The sequence below is a fragment of the Streptomyces sp. NPDC001544 genome (assembly GCF_042894285.1).
Lineage (GTDB): Bacteria > Actinomycetota > Actinomycetes > Streptomycetales > Streptomycetaceae > Streptomyces.
On record NZ_JBIAVN010000009.1, the window covers coordinates 263,026 to 285,861 of the forward strand.

Here is a 22,836-nt window from a genome sequence, read left to right on the forward strand (position 1 = left end):
AACGATGCGTCAACCACCTGTCAAATTCCGCATTCTGGGGTCGGTCGAGTTCCACGACGGGGAGAAATGGCTCCCCGTCAAGGCCGCCAAGCAGCGTGCGCTCCTGGCCGTACTGCTCCTGAACGCCAACCATCTGGTGCCTGCGCAGCAGCTGCACTCGGAACTGTGGAGCGACGGATCGTCGAGCCACGTCGGCAGCCTGCTCGCCGGCTGCGTGTGGCGGCTGCGCGCCGCCATCGGCGACTCCGAGGGAAAGTCGCTCCTCACGCGGCCCACCGGATACCAACTGGCCGTTCCGTCCGGCGGACTCGATCTTCTCGAGTACGAGTCGCTCGTCGCCTCCGGCCGTACCCAGCGCGCCTCGGGGAACCTGGTCGCCGCGATGAGGTCCTTCAGCGCCGCGCTCGATCTCTGGCGCGGCGCCCCCCTCGCCGACGTCGCCCTCACCTCCTCGATCATGGCCGAGTCCGCGCGTCTGGAGGAGTCCCGGCTGGCCGTGATGGAGGCGAAGCTCGGCGTCCAGATCGCACTGGGGGAACACGAGGACATCCTGCCCGAGCTCAAACTCCTGGTCGCTCAGCACCCGTTGCGTGAGCGGCTCCACGAGTACCTGATGACGGCGCTGTACCGGACCGGCCAGCAGGCCGAGGCGCTGGGGGCGTACCGGGACCTGCACCACCTGCTCGCGGACGAGCTGGGCATCGACCCGAGCCGGCCGCTGCGCGAGCTCCAGCAGCGGATCCTGGAGGAGGACCCGCGCCTGCACGACCGGAGCGCCCGGCAGGAGATCACGGCGGGCGCCCCCGTCGGGACGGTCGCGCCCGCCCGGTCGGCGCCGACCCTGCTCCCGCCGCGGCGTGTGCCGTTCGTCGGCCGGGAGTCCGAACTCGACAAGATCGTCGGTCTCCTGTCCGAAGGGCGCCGGACCGTCGCCGTCCACGGGCCGGCGGGATCGGGAAAGAGCGCCTTGGCCGTCGGGGCCGCCCACGCCCTGGCCGGCGCGTTCCCCGACGGGCGTGTCCACGTGGACATGAGGGGCACGACGGGCAGCGCCGCGCTGCGGCCCGAGCAGGCGCGGGAGATGCTCCTGGCCGCGTTCGGGACGGAGCGGGGGAGCGCGGAGGCGGCGTACACGGGTGCCGTTCCGGCCGGGCGCCGGGTCCTGGTCGTGCTCGACGACGTCCGGGACTCCGCGCAGATCCAGGCGCTCGTCACCGAGGCGGCGGGCTTCTCGTTCCTCATCACGAGCCGGTCGCCCATCGCGGGCATGGACGGCCTCACCCACCTGCGCCTGGGGCGCCTGACCGAGGCGGCCTCGCTCGACCTGCTCCGACAGGGTGTCGGCGCCTCGCGCATCGACGCGGAGCTCTCCGCCGCCGCCGAACTCGTCGCCTCCTGCGACCACTCGCCCTTCGCGCTCCGGCTCGCCGCGGACCGGCTTGCGACCCGGCCGGACTGGACGGTCGCGGAGTTCGCCCGGTACGTGGCGGAGCCGCACCAGCGGCTCGACTTCCTGGCCGACGGCGACGTCAGCCTGCGTGACTCGCTGATGGCGAGCCTCCGCCTCCTGTCCGACACGGCGGACGGGCCGGACGGTCCCCGCGGGACGGCGGCGGTGGCGGCACTGCGGCGACTGGGCCATCTCGACCGGACCGTCGTCACCGTCACCGCGCTGGCCGTGCTCCTCGGTACGACGCAGGGCGAGGCGCACCGGCTCGCCGAACGCCTCGTCGACGTCGGGCTTCTCGAATCACTGGCGATCGACCGCTACCGGGTCCCGCCCAGCGTCCGGGCCCTGGCACGGGAGATCCCGGGCACGGACCACGACGACGCCGAGGCCGTCCAGCGCGTCGCCGACCTCGACGCCGGGGCCGCGCCGGATCTGCCGAGGCCGGTTCATCTGGCGTCGTACCGGCGGGACCGGGAGCGCGAGACGCTCGGTGCATCGGCCGCGCGCGACAGGGCCGAGGGCGTGGCCGAGCCCCTCGGCGGAGCGCGCTGCGTACTCAGCGCGAGCGGGTCACGATCGGCGCGCGCACAGTCCTGACCGGCGGATCACGGCCGGGCCAGAGGTGGCCGGCAACGAAGAGGCCCGGACGGGGTGACAGCCGTTCGGGCCTCTTCCGTACGCCGCGGCGTACCGGACCGCGGGCAGGACCGGCCTACCGTGCGGCGGGAGCGGCCTACCGTGCGGCGGGAGCGGCCTACCGTGCGGCGGGAGCGGACCGGGTCCGCACCCGTAGATCGCCCACCGGCCGGTCCAGGTCCGCCGCGGCCGCGACCAGGACCTCGTCCATGTCCCGCATCATGCGCAGCACGGTCTCCTCTTCGTACGCCTCGGTGTTGTACTCGGTCTCGGTGAGGATCCCGTCGCCGCCGTCCCAGTAGCTGACGACCATGTCGGCGCGGGCGGCACGGTTCGGCGCCTCCAGCATGGTCAGGCGGATGTCGCCGAGGGTGAGGTTCTGCCCGATGGGACCGAGGTAGTTGAGGGTCAGCTTGGTGTTGGTCAGGCGGGACCGGGTCTCCTCCGGGAGGGCCGCGTGCACGGCCGGGAACGGCACACTCTGATGGGCCAGCGCGTTCCAGGTCGCGTCCCGCGCCGCCCCGATCACCTCGCGCAGCGAAGCCCCGTCGTCGACCGTGGCGCGGACCAGGCAGGCATTGCTGACGAGCCCGACCAGGGCCAACTCGGACCGGGTGGTCCGGTTCATGCTGCGGACGCCGATGGTCGACTCGCGTTCTCCGCCCCGCGCCAGCACGATCTGCCAGGCGGCGAGCATCACGGAGAACGGAGTGGCACCGAGTTCCTGGGCCAGCGCCGTCCGCCCCGCGTGGGCCGCCGCAGTGAACCGGTAGCGCACAGTCGCGCCGGGATCCCCGACCGCCGTGGGGCGGGCGAGCTCATGGTCGTGCGCGACCGTGGTGAGGGTGACCCCCTCCAGCGCCGTACGCCAGTGGTCGAGCGTCCGCCGCCACTTGCCCTTGGCCTCCTCGGCGCGCAGCTTCGCGGCGTAGTCGCGGAAGGTGACGGCGTCCCGGGCGAAGACGGGCTTCTCGCCCCGGACCAGGCTCGCGTACGCGGCGGAGAGGTCCTCGAAGAGGATGCTCATGCCCCAGCCGTCAACCGCTATGTGATGGACCGTCAGGACGAGTTCCTCCCGGTCGCCGATTCGCACCAGGGCCAGCCGGCCCATGGGGCCCTCGTCCAGGCGGAACTCCCGCAAGTGCAGGTCCGCGGCGGCGCGCGCGAACTTTTCGGCCGCCGTGCCGGCCTCGGGCAGGTCGGGCTCGATCAGCAGCGCGGTGACTTCCACGGACGGCTCGATGATCATCGTCAGCTCGCCGTAGCGCTCCTCGAACCGTGAGCGAAGAGCATCATGCCGGTCCGTCACCGACTGCCAGGCGGCAGCGAGCGCGTCGAAGTCGATGCGTCCGGCACATCCCAGGCGCCAGGTGATGTGGTACACGGATCTGTCCCGGGCGGTCCGCAGGGTGTGCCATCGCGCGGCCTGCTGGGCCGTCGCCGGGATGACCGGTGAATCGGTGGTCACGCTCGTCTCCTCGGTCATCGAGCGCCCCGGACAACCGGACGGGTCGGGTATCGGAAGCACATCAGAACGCCAGCTCCTCGGTCAGCCGCTTGCGGTCCACCTTCCCGACGGTGTTCAGCGGGAGCGAGTCGCGGTGGTGGTAGCTGCGCGGACGCATGTAGCGGGGCAGGCCGGAGACCAGCCGGGTGAACTCCTCCGCCGGGACCTCCTTGCCCGTGTACACGGTGCGCAGTTCGTTCTCCCCGTCCTCGGCGGGCACGACGAGGACGATGGCCTCGTCGATCGAGAGGTGGCACCGCAGCGCCGTCTCGATCTCACCGAGTTCGATCCGGTTGCCGCGGATCTTGACCTGTCCGTCGATCCGCCCGAGGTGGAACAGCTCGCCGTGCTCGATGCGGCACCGGTCGCCGGTGCGGTAGTAGTGCTCCGGCGTGAGCGGCTCCTGTGCGTCGAGGAGGCGACCGCGCTCCGGAGCGCCGTCGGGGCCCGGCTCCATGAGGACGAAGCGGCCGGCGTTGTCCCCCGCGTCCAGATAGCCGGGGAAGCGCTGCGGACCTCGGACGCACAGCTCGCCGTCGTCGGAGGGCCGGAGGTCGTCACCCAGGAGGACCCAGTCCATGTGCGGATGCGGGAAACCGATCGGGAGGGAGCGGTCGCCGGTCTCCGGCCAGTCGGCCCGCTCCCGCGGCACCTCGTACCCGGTGATGACGATCGTGGTCTCGGTCGGCCCGTAGCAGTTGCTCATGACGGCGTTCGGCGCTGCCGCGGACCAGGCCTCCGCCTGGTCGAAGCCAAGCCTCTCCCCACCGAACAGACCACGCCGCAGCGTGGGCATGCTCCCGGGGGCCAACGCGCGCAGGCGCTTGGCGAACGAGATGACGGACGGCACCGACATCCAGTGGGTGATCCGCTTGGCGTTGACGAAGCGCACCGGGGTGAACACGTCACCCGGCTGTGCCACGCAGAGGGTGGAGCCGGATCCCCAGGTGGTGAACAACTCGGACACCGAGCCGTCGAAGGACATCTCGAAGCTCTGCGAAACCCGGCAGCCGGGGCCGAGTTCGTAACGCGGGATGGCGTCGACGAGGAATGCGTTCACGCTGGCGTACGTGGTGGGCACGCCCTTCGGCCTGCCGGTGGTGCCGCTGGTGAAGATGATGTACGCCGTGCCGGTCTCGTCCGGATGGCCCTGGTCCGGGAGGTCCTGAGACGGCTCGGGAGCGAGCAGGGGGCGCCAGTTGTCGCCCGTCATGTCGAGCAGCGGCACTCCGCAGGCGCGCCGGTACTCCGCGGCCCCGTCGCCCGCGGCGTCGTCGAGCACCGTGAGGCCGAGCGCGCCCTCCCTGGTGATGTCCAGATTACGGGACGCCGGTGCGGCGGGGTTCAGCGGCACCACGGTCGCCCCGAGCCGCTGCGCCGCCAGGTAGGCGACGTAGCTGACCACGGTGCGCGAGGTGAGCAGACCCACCCGGTCGGGCCGCCCACCCGCCGCCTCGACCATGCGGGCCGACATCCACTCTGCGGCGGCCCGCAGTTCGGCGTAGCTGAGGGTGACATCGAGCACCTCGAGGGCCGAGGCGTCCGGATGTGCCTCGGCCGAGGCACGGAACCAGTCGTAGAGGGAGCGGGTCGTCATGGTGCTTCCCTTTCGGAAGAGACGCTGATCGAGAGGTCGCGTTGGTCGAGAGGACGCTGGAGCGGGCTGCCGCCCGCGTCCGGTCGTGCCGTGGGGCCCGTCACCACATGAACTGTCCGCCGTCGACGACGAGCTTCTGTCCCGTCATGTACGCGCTGTGGGGGCCGACGAGGAACTCGAGGGCGTTCGCGATCTGCTCCGGGTCGGCGATCCGTCGCTGCGGAATCTCGTCGAGCATGCGGCGACGGGCGTCCGGATCGTTCAGGTTGAACCGCTCGACCAGTTCGTCGGTCTCGGTGTTGCCGGGGATCAGGCAGTTGACCCGGACGCGGGGTGCCAGTTCCAGCGCGAGGCACTTGGTCAGCTGCAGCAGACCCGCCTTGCTCGCACAGTAGTTGGCGCCGTTGAGACGGGGGCGGATGCCCGTGGTGGCGCCGACGTTCACGATCGTCGCGTCGGCGCCCGATTCCACCATCGCCGTGGCGAGCGCGCGGGTCAGGTAGAAGACACCCGAGAGGTTGGTGTCGACGACCCGCCGCCAGTCGTCGTGGCTCATCTCCAGGAACGGCCGGTCGATGTTCATCCCGGCGTTGTTGACCAGGACCGCCGGCGGACCGTACGCCGCCAGGACCGCCTCGGCGGCTTCCGTTACCGCGGTTCCGTCGGAGAGATCCACCCGCACGGTGTTCAACCGGGGGCCCAGCTCCCGCTCCGCCGCACGGGCGACCTCCTCGTCGGACCGGTACAGCGCGGTCACCCGGTAGCCCAGCTTCACCAGGCGGCGGCTGAACGCGAGCCCGATGCCGCGGGTACCGCCGCTGACGACGGCCAACGGGAGCCGAGCCGCCGCTGCCGTGCCTGTGGTCCCTGTTTCCTCTGTCATCGCCCGTCCTGGTTCTGGAACTGGTGTATGGCTGTGGCCACTTGCGGTAGGTTCGCGGGCTCGAAGACGTCGTAGTGGCCGGCGTTCAGGCGGACGACGTCCAGGTTCGGCGCGAGTTCCCGCCAGCGCCGTACGGCGGCCTCCCGGCCGTCCGCTTGGATCGGGGAGCACACCAGGAGCAGGACCCGGCCCGGGTAGGCCGACGCGGCCGCGTAGGAGCCGAGGGCGGCGGCCTGCGCCGCGAAGGTGCGCACCAACCGGCCGACGGTCTCCGGATCCGCCTTGAGGCCGAGACCGGCCACCATCCTGTCCCTGATCCGCTCGTCCTCGCCCGGCCCGGGAGCCCGGGGCAGCGGAGAACTGTCGACGATCACGAGACCGGGCCGGTGTCCGTCCTCGGCGAGCCGGACGCAGAGTTCCCACGCCACGACGCCGCCGAGTGACCAACCCACCACCAGCCGCGGTACTGCGCCCGCTTCGTCGACGGCGTCGCGTACCGACGCGGCCATCTCCGCGACGGTGGTCTCCGGCTCCTCGCCCGGCATGAGCCCCAGGGGCCGCACGAAGTCCACCGAACAGGACCCGCCCAGCACCGAGGCCAGCCGGAGATACGGGGTGAGGCCACCGCCGGCCCCGGGCAGGATGAGGCACCCGGGGCGGTTCCTGCCCCGGGCCATCCTGACGAGCCGCCCGGGCGCCGCCGTGGACGTCATGCCCGGGGCCCGCCCTCGGCGTCCTGCGCGGCCTGCGCTTCTTCGGCCAGGCTCGCCCGGACGAGCTCGGCGAGCGTCGCGATGGTGGGCGAGCGGAAGAAGTCGGGCACCGAGACCGCCGTGCCGTACTCCTCCTCGATCTCGGCGAACGCCGCAAAGATGTTGAGGGAGTGGGCGCCGTAGTCGATCAGCGACCGGTCGCGGGCTATGCCGTCGGTGTCCAGGATCGACGACCAGATGGCGGCCAGCCCGCGCTCCAGGTCGGATGCGTAGGCGGACGTCGTCGTGGCCGCGTGGGTCTTCTCCTCGGCGATGAGCCGGTCCGCCAGCCTGACCAGGGCGTCCCGGTCGGTCTTACCGGTGCGCGACGTCGGAATCCGGTCCGTGTCGAAGACCCAGGACGGCACCATGTACGACGGCAGAGCCGTGGAGATCCGGGCCCGGAGCTCCGTGTGGTCGGGCTCGGCGCCGGGCTCCGCGAGGAGGAAGAGGACCAGTTCTCGGTCCGCTCCGAGCCCGCGGGCCACGGCGACGGACTGCCGGACGCCGACCGCGGCGTTGGCGACCGCCTCGATCTCGCCGAGCTCCACCCGGTAGCCGCGGATCTTCGTCTGGTTGTCCTGACGCCCGAGGAAGACCAGCGTCCCCTCTGCATCCCGCACCACCTGGTCGCCCGTGCGGTACATCCGTGAGGTGCCGTCGCCGCGGAAGCGGTCGGGCAGGAAGCCCACCGCGGTCCGCTCCGCGTCGAGGTAGCCGTCCGCCGGGCTGACGCCGCCGAGGTAGAGCTCGCCGGGGACACCGACGGGCGCCAAGTGGCCCGTCGTGTCGACCACGTATGCCGCCACGCCCGGCAGGGGGCGGCCGATCGGCGCGTGAGCGGGCCAGTGCGCGTCCTCCCCCCGCATCTCGTGCACCGTGGCGGCGTTCGTCTCGGTGGGACCGTAGAGGTTGACCAGCACGCACTTCGGGTGGCCGACGAAGAACCGGCGGATCTCGTCGTCGACGAGGAGCTGTTCGCCGGAGACGCAGACGCGCCGAAGGTTGGGGAAGTGTGCCGAGGCGCGCTCCGCAGCCTGGACGAACGGGCGGAGGGCCGCCACCGGCAGGAAGATGTGGCTGACCTGCGTCTCCTCGATGCGCCGGATCAGCGCCGGGAAGTCGCGGCGGTCGGCGGGCTCACGGGAAACGACGGTGCCGCCAGAGGCGAGCGTCGGAACGATCTCCTGGAAGGAGACGTCGAAACCGAGCGGCGCGTACTGGAGGAAGCGCGTCGTCGCATCGTGCTCCATGGCGGAGATCTGCCACGCGGCCAGGTTGAGCAGCGGACGGTGGCCCATCACCACGCCCTTGGGGCTGCCGGTCGATCCCGAGGTGAACATCAGGTACACCGCCGAGTCGGCGGAGCCGCCCTGGGCGCGGGGGCCGTCGCCGGGAGCGGAGAGTTCCGCCAGGCCGGTGGTGCGGGTCCCGGGGAGGTCCGGGCCGTGGCCGACGATCAGGCGGCAGTCCGCCCGGTCCACCATGTGGGCGAGGCGTTCGGACGGCAGGCTCGTGTCCAGCGGCAGATAGGTGGCACCACAGCGCAGGACCGCGAGGATCGCGACCGCGGTGTCGCACAGCCCCCTCAGGGACAGGCCGACCACCTGCCCCGGCGTGACGCCCTGCCTGGCGAGCCCGTCGGCGGTCCGCTCGGCGGCGGCCAGGAGTTCGCCGTACGTCAGGACGCGTCCGGGTTCCTCGACGGCGATTGCGTCAGGCGTACGGCGGGCGGCCCGCTCGATCCACGCGGCGAGATCACCGGCCGGAGCCGATGCCGCCGGCTTGACGGCCGCGCCCGGAGGGCCGCTGTCGACGAACAGGTCGGCCAGCGAGCGGCTGCCGTCCTCGAGCGCGCGCAGCAGCGCCGTGCGCAGCGACGCGAGCAGCGCGTCCGCGACGGCCTCCGGGATCAGCTGCCGGTCGTACTCGAGCTCCAGCAGCCAGCGGCCGTCCACCTTGGTGGCACCGAGCCACAGGTCGAACTTCGCGGTGCCGTTGCCTGGTTCCTGCACCCCCAGGACGGCACCGTTCGACTCGCTGTCGAAGGTGTCCTGCATCGCGAGCATGCAGGAGAACAGGGGATTGCGGTTGCTGGTGCGGTCCTGTCCGGCGCTCGCCACGAGCTGGTTGAGCGGGACGGCGACCCTGGCGCGGCAGTAGTCGACGGCCTCCCGGACGTTCCCGGCGACGTGCTCGTCGAACGGGCGCGACCAGTCCACGTCGACCGCGACGGGCAGCGTGTTGACGAAGAAGCCGCAGAGGTCGTACGAGCGGACCGTGCGCCTGGCCGAGAAGGGGCTGCCGATGAGGACGGTGGGCACGCCGCCGTGCCGCGCGAGCACGGCCCCGTAGACGGCGCTCAGCAGTACGAAGGGCGTGACGGAGAGCCGCTTGCAGGTCTCCTGGAAGGTGGCCGTCTCCCGCTCGTCGAGCAGCCAGGAGAGACGCGCACCTGAGAAGTCCGTCTCCTCCGGCCGCCCGGGCCGGGGATACAGCACGAGCGGCGGGACGTCACGCAGCCGCTCGGCCCAGGCCTTGACGTACGCGGCCGTCTCCGGCGACCCGGCCGCCCGGTTCTGCGCCTCGAGCTCCCGGACGAAGGCGGACTCGCGCGCCGTGCGCAGGGCTTCGACGGCCCCAGCGGTGAGTTCCGAGGTCAGCGCGTTCTCCAGGTCGCGGACGAGTGGACCCGCCGAGACCCCGTCCCCGATGAGGTGGTGACCGCACATCAGCAGGGAGGCCGCGGAGCCGTCCGCGGCGCGTACCAGACCGAACCGGTGGACCGGCCCCGCCGCGAGATCGAACGGGCGCTGCCCGAGCCGCTGGGCCATGGCGTCGACGGCTTCGGCGTACTCGCCCGCCGGGACGTCCACCCGCTCGAACGGCACCTGTCCCGGCTCCGGCGGAGCAGTGAACCTGGCGTGCATCCTCGGCAGGTGGCCGAAGACCTGGCGCAGCGCCGGCTGGACCGTGACCAGTACCGAGAGGGCGTGACGGACGGCGTCGTCCGACAGCGTCGGGTCGAGGTCGAACCGCATGATCTGGTTGTAGATCTCGCGGGCCGACACCCTGCTGTCGACGACGAGCAGACCCTTCTGCGGGTCCGTGATGGGCAGCAGGACGGATTCTGTGTCGTTCGTCAGCATGCAGCACCGGGCTCGTCTGCGGTGGCCGGGAGCAGGCTGGTGAGCCAGGCCTTGAGATCCCCGACGGTCCTTACGTCGACCAGGCCCGCGGCGTCGATCTCCACGTCCTCGTCGGCGACCTCGACGGCGAGGCGCAGCAGCGACAGCGACTCGAGACCGGCCTCCTGGATCAATGTGGAGTCGTCGAAGTCTGCCGTGGCATATCGCGCGATCGTCGAATCAAGGTCTGGCGGTGTGGTCAGCACGTTGTCTCCACCTCATGCCGATGGCTCGTACGCCGAGCGTGGGTCCGCTCGTGCAACAGGCAACGGTGTGTGCGGCCCGCGAAAAGGCTCCCCCGGGCGGCTGTGACGCCTGCACGGCCATTGTTCCGAGCCGAGTTGTTCGCTCGATGTGCTGTTGATGCGCCCGGTCGGGCAGCGGCGGCGAATCGCCGGTACATCAGGAGAACACCGCACCCGGCAACGATCTCTTCTCGGAAGCGGCTGCCCCTCCGCTCTCCCATACGCGACTGCCGAGGTTCAGGCGAGGAGACAATGCGGGATGGAATCAGCGACGGCACGGGCAACCGTGTCGTCATCAAGGTGGGTACGTCGTCCCTGATCACCCGGGGAGAGGTGGACCCAGTCAAGCTCGACACCCTCTGCGCGACGGTCGCGAAGGGGATCGAGGCCGGTATGGCGCCGGTGCTCGTCACCTCGGGGGCCATCGCACTGGGCCGGACCAGGCACAGCGTCCTGTCCCAGGACACGCCCGGGGCCGCGCAGACTGCGGCGGCGATCGGTCAGGGAATGCTGTACTCGGCGCTCCGCACCCGCTTCGCCGCGTACGGTCTGGAGACGGGGCAGATCCTGCTGACGCCGCCCGATCTCGTCTCGCCGGAGCACGGCGGGGGAGTCCGCCGCACCTTTGACCTGATGCGGTCGCTGGGCATGGTGCCCATCGTCAACGAGAACGACGCGCTGGGTGTGCGCAACAACGACGTCCTCGCCGCACTGCTCGCCGGATTCGTCGAAGCGCGACTCCTCCTGCTGCTCACCAACGTGGACGGCCTCTACGACGGCAACCCGATGCTCGGCCAGGGCGCCGTGCGCATCAACGAGGTGACGGGCCCGATCTCCGGGGTCGAGGCGATGGCCGGGGGATCCACCGGCGACGGCGGAACCGGAGGCATGCTCGTCAAGCTGAGCGCCTGCTGGATCGCCACGCACGCCGGGGTCCGCACCGTGGTGGCCGACGCCATGGACTCCACCGTTCTGATCGCGGCCTTCCGCGGCGACGAGGTGGAGGGGACCGTCTTCCCGCCGCGCACGACCCCCTCCGCCGCACCCGGTCTCCTGCGTCTGTGGCATGCCTTCCGGTATCCCCCGAGCGGGACCGTGGCCTGCGACGACGCGGGCAGGCAGGCCCTCGAGTCGGGCCGGGCCCTGCTCACCGCGAGCGTCGGCGCGATCGAAGGCTCGTTCGTCAGCGGAGACGTCGTGGACGTCGTCGGCCCGGACTCCCGGGTGATCGCCCGCGGCAGCGTCCGCCTGAGCGCGGCGGAGGCCGCAGACGGCGACCGGGGCGCCTCGCCATTTTTCAACGACTGTGACTACGTACGGATTCATGGAGGCTAGTTGTGTCGGTAATCGAGATCTGCCGCGCCGCCGCTGAGGCGACCACCGCCGTCAAGAGGCTGACCACGGCGAAGAAGAACCAGGTCCTCCTGGACATGGCGACCGCCCTCGAGCGCAACCGCGACTCGATCACCAAGGCGAACGAGAAGGACGTCGAGGCCGCCCGCGCCGCCGGCATCACGCCAACCCTCATCGACCGCCTGACCCTGACCGAGAGCCGGATGGCCGGTCTGGTGAAGGCCATCCACACGGTGGCGTCGCTGGCGGACCCGGTCGGTGAGGTCGTCAAGGGGTGGACGCGGCCCAACGGCCTGCTGATCGAGCAGGTGCGGGAGCCGCTGGGCGTCATCGCGGTGATCTACGAGGCCCGGCCCAACGTCACCGCCGAGGTGGCCGCCCTTTGCCTGAAGACCGGCAACTGTGCGGTGCTGCGCGGCTCGTCCATGGCCACGGCCACCAACGCTGCGATCATGGAGGCGCTGGCGGAGGCCATCGCCGAACACGACGAGGTGCCCGCCGCGGCCGTCCAGCTGATCTCGGACCCGTCCCGGAACGCCGCCACCGAGCTCATGCGCGCCAAGGGGTACGTCGACCTGCTCGTCCCGCGGGGCGGCGCCGAGCTGATCGCCTCCGTAGAGAAGAACGCCACCGTGCCGACGGTGATCGACGGCGCCGGCAACTGCCACACCTACATCGACGGCTCCGCCGACCTGGACATCGCGACAGCGGTCACGATCAACGCAAAGACCTCCCGGCCGAGCGTCTGCAACGCGATGGAGACCCTGCTGGTCCACGCGGACCTGGCGGACTCCTGGCTGCCCGGAATCCTCGACCAGCTCGCGGAGGCAGGCGTGGAGATCCGCGGCGACGAGACCGTCCAGCGTGTCTGGCCGAAGGCGGTCGCCGCGACCGAGGAGGACTGGGGCACCGAGTACCTGCGGCTCGTCCTCGCGGTCAAGGTGGTTCCCGATGCAGACAGCGCCTTCGCGCACATCCGCCGGTGGGGCACGTCCAACGCCGAGGGCATCGTCGCCAAGGACATCGACGTGGCACGGCGCTTCGCCCGCGAGGTCGACTCCGGCAGCGTCTTCGTCAACACCTCCACCCGCTACTCCGACGGCGGCGAGTTCGGCTACGGCGTGGAGATCGGCGTCTCCACCCAGAAGCTGCACGTGCGCGGACCCATGGGTCTGGAGTCGCTGACCACGGTGAAGAACGTGGTCTGGGGCAGTGGCCAGACGAGGACCATCTGATGTCGGGACAGCAGACCTCGATGAAGCACCCGCTGCGCACCTCCCAGCTGATGGCGGGCATCACCCAGGCGCTGTCGGTCCAGCAGAACAACGTCGTCTACGACATGAAGGCCGCCGGACAGGACGTCATCACGCTCTCCCTCGGCGAGGCCTTCTTCGACCTGCCGCTCCCGGACCTGGACGGGCTCACCACCCCCGGCCTGCACCACTACTCGCACTCCCGGGGGCTTCCGGAGCTGCGGCGGCTGCTCGGCAAGTACTACGAGTCCAAGTTCGCCCTCCCGGTGGACCCGGACAGCGAAGTGATCGTCACCGCCGGGTCGAAGGCCGCCATCTACATGGCGCTGATGGCGATCCTTGACCCCGGCGACCAGGTGATCGTGCCGGAGCCGTACTGGCTGAGCTATCCGGCGCAGATCCGCATGTGCCAGGGCGAGCCGGTGATGATCTCCCACGACGTGCCGGTCTTCGACTTCGAGCGGTTCGTCACCGCGCGCACCCGTGCCGTCATCATCAACAACCCGAACAACCCGAGCGGGCACGTCTACACCCGCGAGGAGCTGCAGTACCTGCACGACCTGGCCGAGCGCCACGGGCTCCTGCTGATCGTCGACGAGGCGTACAACGAGTTCATGCCGCCGGGCACCGACTTCCTCGCGGCCGGGGCGCTCGACCCGGAGAAGAAGCACACGGTCACGGTCAACTCGATGTCGAAGAACTACGGCGTCTCGGGCTGGCGGATCGGTTACCTCATCGCCAACGAGCGGCTGACCGAGCAGATCCTGAAGATCAATCAGCACCTGGTGACCTGCGCGCCCACCATTCTGGCGGCGTACCTCACCGAGCGCTTCGACGATCTCCTGGACATCACCAGGCCGCAGATCCAGAGCACCGTCCAGCTGCGCAACAGGGTCGCCACCTGGTTCGCGGACGAAGGCATCGACACCATGCCCGGCACGTCGACGTTCTACCTCTTCGTCTCCCTGGGCGGATCCGACCTGGACTCCACCGAGTTCGCCGACCGGCTGCTGCGGGAGCACGCCATCAGCGTGGTGCCCGGCATCGGGTACGGCGACTCGTGCGACCGCTTCATCCGGGTCTCCGTGGGAAGCGAGTCCGAGGAGCGCATCGCCCGCGCCGTGGCCGCGATCCGCGACCTCATCGAGAGCACCACTCCCACACACCTGGCCTCCCGGCCGCGTGCGAGGGTCGAATCCGAGGTGTGACCCACGCGGACTGGGTGCGGCCGCCCGGAGGGCGTTTCTCACCGTTCCGCGTCGCGCGGCCCGTGCTCGGTCACGGAGCGCCGCACAGCTGAGTGCTTTCCGGTCTTGCGCCCTCACCGCGAGGCCGGAAAGCACTCTTTCATCCGACAGCGATCCGAGGGGGAAGACCCGTGACGAGAGACCCGGTCACACGCAGGTACGTCGAGCAGTGCCTGGAAGAGGGCAGCGCCTTGCGGGACTTCGTCAACCGTGTGCCGTTCCCCGAGGAAGCCGACGCCGACTACCGGAGCATCCTCCTGCCTCGGCCGCTCTTCGTGCCGCGGAGCTCCATCGCCCGGTGCGCCGACGACCTGACGTCGCTGTTCCAGATCCTGACCTCGCTGCCGGACCGGCTCTTCGGCGGGGACATCGACGAGTACTCCCGGGCACTGGGCATCGACCCCCGGCGGGCGGCGCTGATCCAGCGGCTCGACGGCGACATCACCCTGTACGGGCGAGCCGACCTGTACCGGGTCGACGACTCCTTCAAGCTGCTCGAATTCAACATCAACAGCACCGTCGGCGGGGTCTCCTGGTCGGACATGGCCAAGTACATGCTGAAGGTGCCGGCCTTCCGGGAGTTCGCCGACCAGCACGGTCTCGACTACGTCCACACGGGGCAGAGCCTCGTCCGGGCCCTGCACGAAGCGGCGAAGCCCGTGACCGGCGGTGCGATGCCCGTCGTCGGTGCGGTCGACTGCGACGGCGCCGTGTCCAAGTACGCGAGCATGTACCTGAGTCTCCAGGAGATGATGCGCGAACTCGGTGTCGAGATGGTCGTCGGCGAGCTGAGCCAAGTGCAGGAGAAGGATGGGCGCCTCTACCTCCAGGGCCGGCCGCTGGATGTCATCGCGCGCTACTTCACGGTGGAGGAGGTCGTGGCGACTCCCGACGGCGAGAAGATCCTCGAACCGATCTTCCGGGCGCACGAGGAAGGACGCGTGGTCCTGTGGACCACCATGCGCACGGGCCTGGTGCACAACAAGGCGTGCATGGCGATGCTGTCCGACCGGCGATGGCGTGACGCCTTCTCGGCCGAGGAGAAAAAGCTTATCGACCGCATCCTCCCCTGGACCCGTGTGCTCGATTCCGGAACCGTCGAGGCCGAGGGAACCACGGTGGACCTCCTCGACCACTGCCGTGAGCACCGCGAGAAACTGATCATGAAGCCCATCAACGGATACTCGGGAATCGGCAGTTACGCCGGCTGGGAGCACTCCGACCGGGACTGGCGGGAACTCCTGACCGGCGCCCGGGGGCAGGGCTACATCGTCCAGGAGCGGGTCGTGCCGGATCCGGAACCGATCGTTGCCCCCGAGACCGGGGCCGTTCAGGACTACGACTGCGTCTGGGGTGTTTTCATCACTCCGGAGGGATACGGAGGGGCTCAGGTCCGCGCCCTCCCGTCGGGTGGTCAAGCGGTCATCAACATGGGCGCCCACCGACGCGTCAAGGCGGGCCCCGTGTTCCGCCACGCTTTCTGAGACTGCGAAGGACTCCACGAATGACTCAGTCCCGGGCGAGCACGACGGTGCACAGGAGCGGAGCCGCCGGCGAACCGTCGGTCCTCAAGGACGGGAACTTCAGAAGGCTCTTCGCCGCCCAGTCCGTCAGCATGTTCGGTACCCAGATCAGCTATCTGGCCCTACCGCTCACCGCGGTCACTGCGCTGGACGCGAGTCCGGCGCAGGTCGGACTGCTCGGAGTGCTGAGCACGGTCTCCTTCCTCCTGATCGGACTCCCGGCCGGCGTCTGGGTCGACCGCATGCGCCGCCGCCCGATCATGTTCACCGCCGATTTCGGACGGGCCCTGCTGCTGGGCTCGGTACCCGTGGCATGGCTCCTCGACGCCCTGACCCTGACGCAGTTGTACCTGGTCGTCTTCGTCAGCGGAACGCTGACGGTTTTCTCCGACATCTCGGCGCAGAGCTTCCTGCCGTCCATCGTGCGCCGGGAGAGCCTCCTCCAGGCCAACGGGTACATCGGCAGCGTCAGGGAGAGCGCCGGAGTCGCGGGACCCAGCCTTGGCGGTCTACTGCTCCAGGTGGTTGCGGCCCCCGGCGCGGTCGTCGTCGACGCGCTCGGCTTCCTCTTCTCGGGAATCCTCATTTCCCGGATCGAGCGGGTGGACGAGTCCCACGCGCTCTCGGAGAAGAAGGTGCTGTACCGAGGGGTCTGGGAGGGGGTGAGGTTCGTCTTCTCCCATGCCCTGCTCCGTCCGATCGCGATGGCCGGAGCGATCACCAACTTCTCGCTCCAGATGGTCATGATCATGCTTCCGCTTCTCTTCGAGCAGAAGCTTCACCTTTCCGCGTGGAAGCTCGGCCTGTATCTGGCCGTCGGGGGCATCGGTTCGCTGATCGGCGCGTACACCGGGCCGCGGCTCGCTGAGCGGGTGGGGCAGGGCAGGGTGCTCTGGCTCACCGGCCTGGTCACCGCGCCGTTCGTCTGTCTGGTGCCACTGATCGGTGAGGGCGCCATGTATTGGGTGTCCGCCGTCTGCTGGCTCGTGGTCACGTACCGCATGGGGATGAACAGCGTGGTCCTGGTGAGCTTCCGGCAGCGCGTCACCCCGAACGACCTGCTGGGCCGCATGAACGCGACCATGCGCTTCGCCCTGACCGGAGCCACTGCGCTGGGCGCGGGCACCTCCGGACTGGTCGGAGAGGTCTTCGGCGTGCGTGTGTCGCTCTACGTCGGTGCGGTGGGGCTGGCGGTCGCCTGGCTTCCCTACGTCTTCTCGCCGCTTCGCAGGATGAGAACCCTTCCCTGATTTCCGCAGTCCGCCGCCGGAAGGTGCTGGCCACCTTGAGCGGGCAGGGCAGGATCTGGGCATGGGTCGAAACGACAGAACTGAGGATGGATCCCGATGAGTGAAACCGTGTCCGTACGTGTTGCCACGCTGGCCGATCTGACAGCGGTCACCGAGCTGTTCTGCGGGTACTTGGCCTTCTACCGGGTCACCGTCGCGGACGAGACCCGGCCGGAGCGGTTCCTGCGCGACAGGCTGGAGAACGGAGAGTCGCTGATCTTGCTGGCCGAGACCGACGCCGGGCCCGTCGGCTTCGCGCAGATCTACCCGACGTTCTCCTCCTTGTCGATGGGGCGGGTGTGGACGCTGAACGACCTGTACGTCGAAGCTTCCGGGCGCCGCTGTGGGGTGGGCCGAGCACTGGTGCGCTCCTGTGTGGAGCGCGCCCGCGCCGCAGGGGCGGTCGGGATCCAGCTGGAGACCGCCAGTGACAATGCCGGCGCCCAAGCCCTGTACAGGAGCGAGGGCTTCGAGCCTGAGGCGTTCGCGGCGTACTTCCTCGCCCTGGAATGATTCACGGCGGACGAGAGGCAGAGAATGACAGAGAAAAGCAACCGTGCGACGGCGGGCCACATCTCAGTCAGGCTGACCGACCGGGTGCGACGACTCTCACGGGCGGTGTCCGAGGAGGTGTGCTGCCCGGTGTGCGTCACCATGCTGGCACGGGGGATGACCGACCGCGGGCACAGGTGGCACCGCCAACATGGAAAGCGCAGATGAATGCTCATCCGCCGGCACCTCGCCCAGTGCTCCGCCATGGGCAGTATTCTTCCGGCCCATGTGGTAACGGCGGAGACTGTCGAGGATCTGCCGAACGCCGAACTGTATCCCGAAGAGGAAGCCGCGATTCACCACGCGGGTATGGGGCGCCGTAGGGAATTCGCCACGGTTCGGCAATGTGCTCGGGTAGCTCTGGCAGGACTCGGGCTACCCGCAGCCCCCATTGTTCCGGGAGCGGACCGGGAGCCGCAGTGGCCCGACGGTGTTGTCGGGAGTCTGACGCACTGCGACGGCTACAGGGCAGCGGCACTGGCCCGTGACACCGACGTCGCCAGTGTGGGGATCGACGCCGAGCCGCACGATTCCCTGCCGGACAGGGTGCTGCCCATGATTGCCGGGCCTGATGAATCGCGCCACCTGTCCCGGCTCCGCTCGGAGATCCCCGAAGTGCACTGGGACAGGCTGATGTTCAGCGCGAAGGAGTCCGTCTACAAAGCTTGGTTTCCCCTCGCGCGCACATGGCTCGACTTCAAAGAGGCAACAGTGGCTTTCGACCCCGCCACTCGCACCTTTGAGGCCGAGCTGCATCGAAGCGGTGCCTTCGTCGACGGCCGGCCGGTCACCCGGTTGACGGGGCGCTGGCTCGTGCGAAACAGCCTGGTCTTCACCTCGACGATCCTCACGAGGTCCAGGCCGGTTCTGTCGGACGAACACTCCGGTCGCGTCTTCGGTGCTGACGGAGGTCTGTGTGCTGTGGGCGGATCAAGGCAGTGACCTTACCGATCCGTGCCTGACTCGCATTCGGCTCGGTAATCTGAACGCGGCCGGCCCGGTGAAAGGGGGCACCCTCCCAACTGCCAACGCGTGGCCCCGGCCTATGGGTCCGGCGAGTTCAGCCGGTCGGGTGAGCCGAGGCGCCTGGACACGGCGGGTTCTCTTGCGATGACCGCACCGGCGGTGATGCCGGCGGCCACCACGACGCAGAGCCCGACCAGCCAGGAGAGCAGGGTGAAGACCGCGCCCAGCGATCCGTACCGGTCCAGGCTGTGGTTGCGGCACACCTGGACCAGCCGGACGCGGCGTTCGCGCAGCAGGGGCAGGGCGAGCCGGTCACAGTAGGAGAGGGAGTCTTCCCATTCGTCGCCGGTGACGGCGTGTACGACGATCAGGTCGGAGAGGTCGGGTTCCAGGCCGTGCGCGACGGGATCGGACAGGTACATCAGCAGGATCGCTGTCGAGTCGGCGCCCAGGCCATAGGACAGAACGGTGGGCCGTTTGGGGCGGAAGGCGTCGATCACAGGGTTGGCCGCGAGCTCGGCGAGCTGGGCGGCCGGCGCGTACGCGGGCATGCGGTGGCTCCAGAGTCGTGGTGCGCGGGGGCGGAGACCGAGGCGGCGGCCGCGGTGCCGGGTCCGCGTACGGGCCCAGCACCGGGCGGTGTGCCGCGTGCGGTCAGTCGCGCTCCAGCTCCAGGGCCACGAACTCCTTCTCGGTGCGGGCGGTGAAGCGCACCGGGAGCGGGAGGATCGGGGCGTCGAGGACGTAGGGCTCGTCGAGGGTGATGTAGATCTGGATCCGGTCGGCCCGGAAGCCTCGGAAGCCCTGGCTCAGGCGGTCCATGGACTGAACGAAGAGGGCTCCGTCGTCGCCGCCAGTGATGATGTCGTGGATCTCAATGGTGCGGATGGACGGGGCCTCGTCTGCGTCGGCGTACGCGATGACGACGGCGCGCTGCTCGTCCATAGCGCGGCCGAGGTCGGTGAGGGTGTCGGCGAGGGGCTGACGGGCGGTGTTCTTCATCGTCTTCAGCACGGAGTCTCCCTGGGATGTGCCTGTCTTCGGTGGTGGGCTCTGCCACGAAACCCACAAGAGAAATATACCGCACTACCATCACCAGGGGGAGGGGAACGCGCCTGCTTTTCACGCGAATTGGCACGTCCGCAGGTCTCCCTGTCACCGTGCCGTGGTTTGACAGGGCTCCGATCGGACCACGGCGCTTGCGATCGTCCGAGAGGTTGAGAGAGTCGAAGCGTGTGGCTGCAGCCGACTGCAATCCGCCGCGCCTGGTTGTCGGCGCGGGGGCGGTGCGACTGGTTCGTGCACACCGAGCAAGACGGGCTCCTCCGCAGGGAACGCACTCGCCGGGCTGCGATGAGGTGGGCGCGAGGCTACGGCGAGCCGTGCGCGGTCTCACCGCAGGATCTCGTTCCCGAACTCGCTGGCAGGGTCGCGTTGTACCCCGGCGAGGGGCCTGACACATACGTCCCGCGCCGCTGAACGCAGGCAGGCGGAAACGGTGAAGGGCCCGGGCCCACCAGAGTTCTGGTGGGCCCGGGCCCCGAAGCGATCAACCTTCGGTCGTTCCCATGTGGAGGCCGGCTGTCGGTTCAGCCGTGCAGGGCGGTGCCGGCCGGGTGGATCGTCTTGGGCTGCCGGGAGCCCGGTCGGCCATCGGTGAGCGCGGCGAGCAACTCGGCGGGCTCGGGCTGCTGCTCCTCGCTCAGGTAGCGGATGCCGTCGCCCTCCGGCGGGGTGCCGGTCTCCTTGCCGATGGGGTGGCGCCGGCTGACGGCAGTGCGCCAGCCGTAGCGCTCGTCCCACACCAAGGCAGGGGCCTCAGAGCCACTCAGCGACACGGCGGCGGCGAGCACGTCGCCCTCCAGGCGTTGCACCACAATGTCCTGCTGCTCGGCCAGGCCGGCGCCGACCAGGACGTCGGCGACGCGCTGCAGGTACGGCTGGACCTGGCGGGCGCGCAGCTCGGTGGCGGCGCTGGCGAGGGCCGTGCGCTGCACTGCGGTCGGGTAGCCGAGACGGGTGGCGGCGGTCTCGGGGGTCAGCTCCGGCTCGGCCTGCAGCAAGTCGGCGATCCTCTCTCCCCGCAGCCGCGGCAGGGCGCGCGCGGCCGCGGCGTAGGACAGGCCAACGCGGTCCTCGACGGCCGCGATGGTGGCCGCCGGGTCCTCGTCGAGCAGGGCGCCGACCCGGGCGGAGATCTCGTCGCGCGGAACCATGTCCCCGCTGCCCTTGGGGCGGCCCTTGGGTCCGGCGTCTGTGTTGGTGCCCTTGGCCGTACGGAAGGCCTTGACGATGCCGCGCGGGCAGTGCTCCACACCCTTGACCTTGGTCAGGTGGGGGGCGATCTGGGGGTGCTTTTTGTAGTCGTCCCAGGTCTTGGGGGTGACCCCGAGCTCGGCGGCGGCCTCGTTGCGGTCGAGGAGGTCCTGATCGTCGTCCTCAACCGGAACGGCGGGGACTGGGCGGCCGGCCAGGTAGGCAGCGGTCTGCTGGCTGTCCCACAGCTTCACCCGTGCACCCTCTGAACTGATCGCGGGCGGGAAGTCCTCGGCGGTGTAGGGCTGCTTGTTGCGGAAGGTGCCGATGCTGATGCCCATCGCGTTGGCGAGCTCGTCGCTGGTCTGGGCGTACTTCCGGCGTCCGGCGCGGATCATCGTTCTCTCCTGGTCGGTGGGGGCAGGGCGCCGGCGTCGGCGTTCCGAGCGGAGGCGGGTGGGCTATGCGGTGCGGGTGGCCGTGAGATCAGCGGTAGTGGCCTTCCACTGGGCTTCGAGCGTGCGGAGGGCAGCCCGGTAGTGATCGTCGTCGCCGGTCCGCGCCTCCTGGGCTGCCGTGAGGGCCTCGAGCAGCTCCAGCTCGTCCAGGAGGTGGCGTGCCCGGGATACGGCTCGTCGTGCCACCACGGCCACCGTGATCAGGACCCCGAGTGCGACGGCGCCAGCCGCGAGACCGATCGTCGCCCACGGGATGGTGAAGTCGGGGAATAGGGGCGGCGCGGGGCGTCCGGCTACGAAGGCGTCGAACTTGGCCTTCGCGCGGATCGCGACGAAGCAGACAGCGGCTCCGCAGACGATCCCGGCGGTGGACAGGAACAGGAACTCGATCGGGGTCGAGCCGGCGTCCCCGCGGGCGTGGCGTAACACGGCAGCGCGCGGTGCAGCATGGAGGAACTCCTTGACGACGGTGATGACTTCGGTCCGGGGTGTGCTTGCCACAACACACCCAACGAAAGAAAGTTACCGGACTTGCGTCATCGCGGGCAAGGAGGCATTCCTCAGGCCTGTCGCACCGCTACACTCAAAGTGCGACGCAACCCGTGTGGTCTTACTGCCTGGACGGTGTGTGTCTTCGGTTGGCCGGTGCCCTTGCCACCCGCTTCGGCGGATTGGGCGCCGGCCGCTTTCTTTCCCGTACGGCCAGCCGCCCTCAAGCGGGGGTGCCCCGCCGACGGGGGAACGGCGGGGCGAGACCCAGTGTCGCAGGCCGAGCCCCGTCTGGGGTGGCTTTCACCGTCCCAGGTCCTCGCGTTGGCCGACATCACCCTGTCGTTCAGCTGTCATGCTGCTGGCCGAGGATGGCGGCGAGCTGGGCACGCTGCTGCTCTTCCTCGGCCATGACCTCGGCGAGGATCTCCCGGTCTATGTAGCCGTCGACGGCTTCCATCACCAGGCGTTTGAGTTCGGCCGGTTCCAGTGCCTCAACCTCCCACTGAACGGGGCGGTCGAGGTCGAAGCCGTAGCGGCGGGCGAACCCGGGCCAGCGTGGATCGTCCCTCTTCCCTTCGGCCGGCGGCAGCTGGTACTCGCGGACCTGCCCGTCTGTCAGCAGCACCCGCTCTACCCGCTCCCAGCAGTCGGTGCGCTGCACCCAGTCGCGTTCGATGTCGGAGCCGCTTGCGTCGAAGTCGCCGATGTAGATCAGTGCCGCCGGGCGGGGATCGCTGCGCGCGCGTTCGCGGACGACGTCGGCGTAGCTCTGGCTGCCGAAGCCCCTCACGACCAGGACGGGGATGCTGTACTCGGCGAGCCACCCGGTCAGCAGCTGGCGCAGCGTGTCTTTCTCGGCCGCCACGTACAGCGCCCACTCCTGCCCGCGGGTGCGGTCCAGGCGGAACCACTGGGGCATGTTCGCGAGGAACGCGTCGGCGTGCGGCCAGGCCGGCGGGACGTGGACTTCGCGGATCGTGTCGATGAGGTCTGGGAAGAGACCGTCGCGGCGGGCCTGCGCGAGCCGGGAGGACAGCCTGCGGTACATGGGTGCGGTGTTCGGCAAGAGCCCCTCGGCGACCAGCCGGTACATGACTTGCCGGACGGTGACGCCACCGTCGTAGCCGTCGACGATATCGCGGGCCTGGTCGATGATGTCCTGCCACTTGATGCGCGCACTCATCCGGTA

Annotated in this window: 19 protein-coding genes; 8 read left to right on the top strand and 11 right to left on the bottom strand. The window is 69.9% G+C overall.

Annotated features, from left to right (window positions below; all coding sequences use genetic code 11):
* Window positions 1-4 precede the first annotated feature (4 nt).
* Window positions 5-2,047 (top strand): BTAD domain-containing putative transcriptional regulator, encoded by a 2,043-nt coding sequence (locus ACFY0F_RS24035; protein ID WP_388797812.1) that lies wholly within the window; start codon window positions 5-7, stop codon window positions 2,045-2,047.
* A gap of 157 nt (window positions 2,048-2,204) precedes the next feature.
* Here the strand turns inward: ACFY0F_RS24035 and ACFY0F_RS24040 are convergent, their stop codons facing one another.
* From ACFY0F_RS24040 to ACFY0F_RS24065, 6 genes are all read right to left on the bottom strand, one after another.
* Window positions 2,205-3,554, bottom strand: a complete 1,350-nt coding sequence (locus tag ACFY0F_RS24040; protein WP_388797815.1) for a condensation domain-containing protein — start codon at window positions 3,552-3,554, stop codon at window positions 2,205-2,207.
* Between the two features lie 61 nt (window positions 3,555-3,615).
* The gene (locus ACFY0F_RS24045; protein ID WP_388797818.1) at window positions 3,616-5,190 is read right to left on the bottom strand and encodes an AMP-binding protein; all 1,575 of its coding nucleotides are present in this window, start codon (window positions 5,188-5,190) and stop codon (window positions 3,616-3,618) included.
* 100 nt (window positions 5,191-5,290) lie between these two features.
* Window positions 5,291-6,073: an SDR family NAD(P)-dependent oxidoreductase gene (locus ACFY0F_RS24050; protein WP_388797821.1), complete on the bottom strand. Its 783-nt coding sequence runs from the start codon at window positions 6,071-6,073 to the stop codon at window positions 5,291-5,293.
* Window positions 6,070-6,786, bottom strand: coding sequence for an alpha/beta fold hydrolase (locus ACFY0F_RS24055; protein WP_388797824.1), 717 nt, complete (start codon window positions 6,784-6,786; stop codon window positions 6,070-6,072). Before ACFY0F_RS24055 ends, ACFY0F_RS24050 begins: the two co-directional genes overlap by 4 nt.
* Window positions 6,783-9,974 carry an amino acid adenylation domain-containing protein gene (locus tag ACFY0F_RS24060; protein WP_388797827.1) on the bottom strand — a complete coding sequence of 1,064 codons (3,192 nt, stop codon included), beginning with the start codon at window positions 9,972-9,974 and terminating at the stop codon, window positions 6,783-6,785. The genes ACFY0F_RS24055 and ACFY0F_RS24060 overlap by 4 nt, the downstream gene beginning before the upstream one ends.
* The gene (locus ACFY0F_RS24065; RefSeq protein ID WP_388797830.1) at window positions 9,968-10,219 is read right to left on the bottom strand and encodes a phosphopantetheine-binding protein; all 252 of its coding nucleotides are present in this window, start codon (window positions 10,217-10,219) and stop codon (window positions 9,968-9,970) included. The genes ACFY0F_RS24060 and ACFY0F_RS24065 overlap by 7 nt, the downstream gene beginning before the upstream one ends.
* A gap of 291 nt (window positions 10,220-10,510) precedes the next feature.
* Here ACFY0F_RS24065 and proB point away from each other — a divergent pair, with 291 nt between their 5' ends.
* The 7 genes from proB (at window position 10,511) to ACFY0F_RS24100 (ending at window position 18,417) form a co-directional block, all read left to right on the top strand.
* The gene (gene proB / locus ACFY0F_RS24070; RefSeq protein WP_388797833.1) at window positions 10,511-11,593 is read left to right on the top strand and encodes a glutamate 5-kinase; all 1,083 of its coding nucleotides are present in this window, start codon (window positions 10,511-10,513) and stop codon (window positions 11,591-11,593) included.
* Window positions 11,594-11,595: 2 nt separating this feature from the next.
* Window positions 11,596-12,846, top strand: a complete 1,251-nt coding sequence (locus tag ACFY0F_RS24075; protein ID WP_388797836.1) for a glutamate-5-semialdehyde dehydrogenase — start codon at window positions 11,596-11,598, stop codon at window positions 12,844-12,846.
* On the top strand, window positions 12,846-14,072 hold the full coding sequence (locus ACFY0F_RS24080; protein WP_388797839.1) for a pyridoxal phosphate-dependent aminotransferase: 1,227 nt from the start codon (window positions 12,846-12,848) through the stop codon (window positions 14,070-14,072). Before ACFY0F_RS24075 ends, ACFY0F_RS24080 begins: the two co-directional genes overlap by 1 nt.
* A 170-nt stretch (window positions 14,073-14,242) precedes the next feature.
* Complete coding sequence (locus ACFY0F_RS24085) at window positions 14,243-15,595, top strand: hypothetical protein (protein ID WP_388797841.1); 1,353 nt, start codon at window positions 14,243-14,245, stop codon at window positions 15,593-15,595.
* A 20-nt stretch (window positions 15,596-15,615) separates the two neighbouring features.
* Complete coding sequence (locus tag ACFY0F_RS24090) at window positions 15,616-16,884, top strand: MFS transporter (protein WP_388797844.1); 1,269 nt, start codon at window positions 15,616-15,618, stop codon at window positions 16,882-16,884.
* A gap of 96 nt (window positions 16,885-16,980) precedes the next feature.
* A complete protein-coding gene (locus ACFY0F_RS24095; protein WP_388797847.1) occupies window positions 16,981-17,436 on the top strand; it encodes a GNAT family N-acetyltransferase in 456 nt (151 codons plus the stop codon).
* 207 nt (window positions 17,437-17,643) lie between these two features.
* The gene (locus tag ACFY0F_RS24100) at window positions 17,644-18,417 is read left to right on the top strand and encodes a 4'-phosphopantetheinyl transferase (RefSeq protein WP_388797850.1); all 774 of its coding nucleotides are present in this window, start codon (window positions 17,644-17,646) and stop codon (window positions 18,415-18,417) included.
* 101 nt (window positions 18,418-18,518) lie between these two features.
* Here ACFY0F_RS24100 and ACFY0F_RS24105 read toward each other — a convergent pair whose 3' ends face one another.
* From ACFY0F_RS24105 to ACFY0F_RS24125, 5 genes are all read right to left on the bottom strand, one after another.
* A complete protein-coding gene (locus ACFY0F_RS24105) occupies window positions 18,519-18,992 on the bottom strand; it encodes a hypothetical protein (protein ID WP_388797853.1) in 474 nt (157 codons plus the stop codon).
* Between the two features lie 103 nt (window positions 18,993-19,095).
* Complete coding sequence (locus ACFY0F_RS24110; protein ID WP_388797856.1) at window positions 19,096-19,455, bottom strand: WYL domain-containing protein; 360 nt, start codon at window positions 19,453-19,455, stop codon at window positions 19,096-19,098.
* Between the two features lie 575 nt (window positions 19,456-20,030).
* Window positions 20,031-21,095 carry a hypothetical protein gene (locus ACFY0F_RS24115; RefSeq protein ID WP_388797859.1) on the bottom strand — a complete coding sequence of 355 codons (1,065 nt, stop codon included), beginning with the start codon at window positions 21,093-21,095 and terminating at the stop codon, window positions 20,031-20,033.
* Between the two features lie 63 nt (window positions 21,096-21,158).
* Window positions 21,159-21,656, bottom strand: coding sequence for a hypothetical protein (locus ACFY0F_RS24120; RefSeq protein ID WP_388797862.1), 498 nt, complete (start codon window positions 21,654-21,656; stop codon window positions 21,159-21,161).
* A 334-nt stretch (window positions 21,657-21,990) separates the two neighbouring features.
* The gene (locus ACFY0F_RS24125; RefSeq protein WP_388797865.1) at window positions 21,991-22,830 is read right to left on the bottom strand and encodes a hypothetical protein; all 840 of its coding nucleotides are present in this window, start codon (window positions 22,828-22,830) and stop codon (window positions 21,991-21,993) included.
* Window positions 22,831-22,836 lie beyond the last annotated feature (6 nt).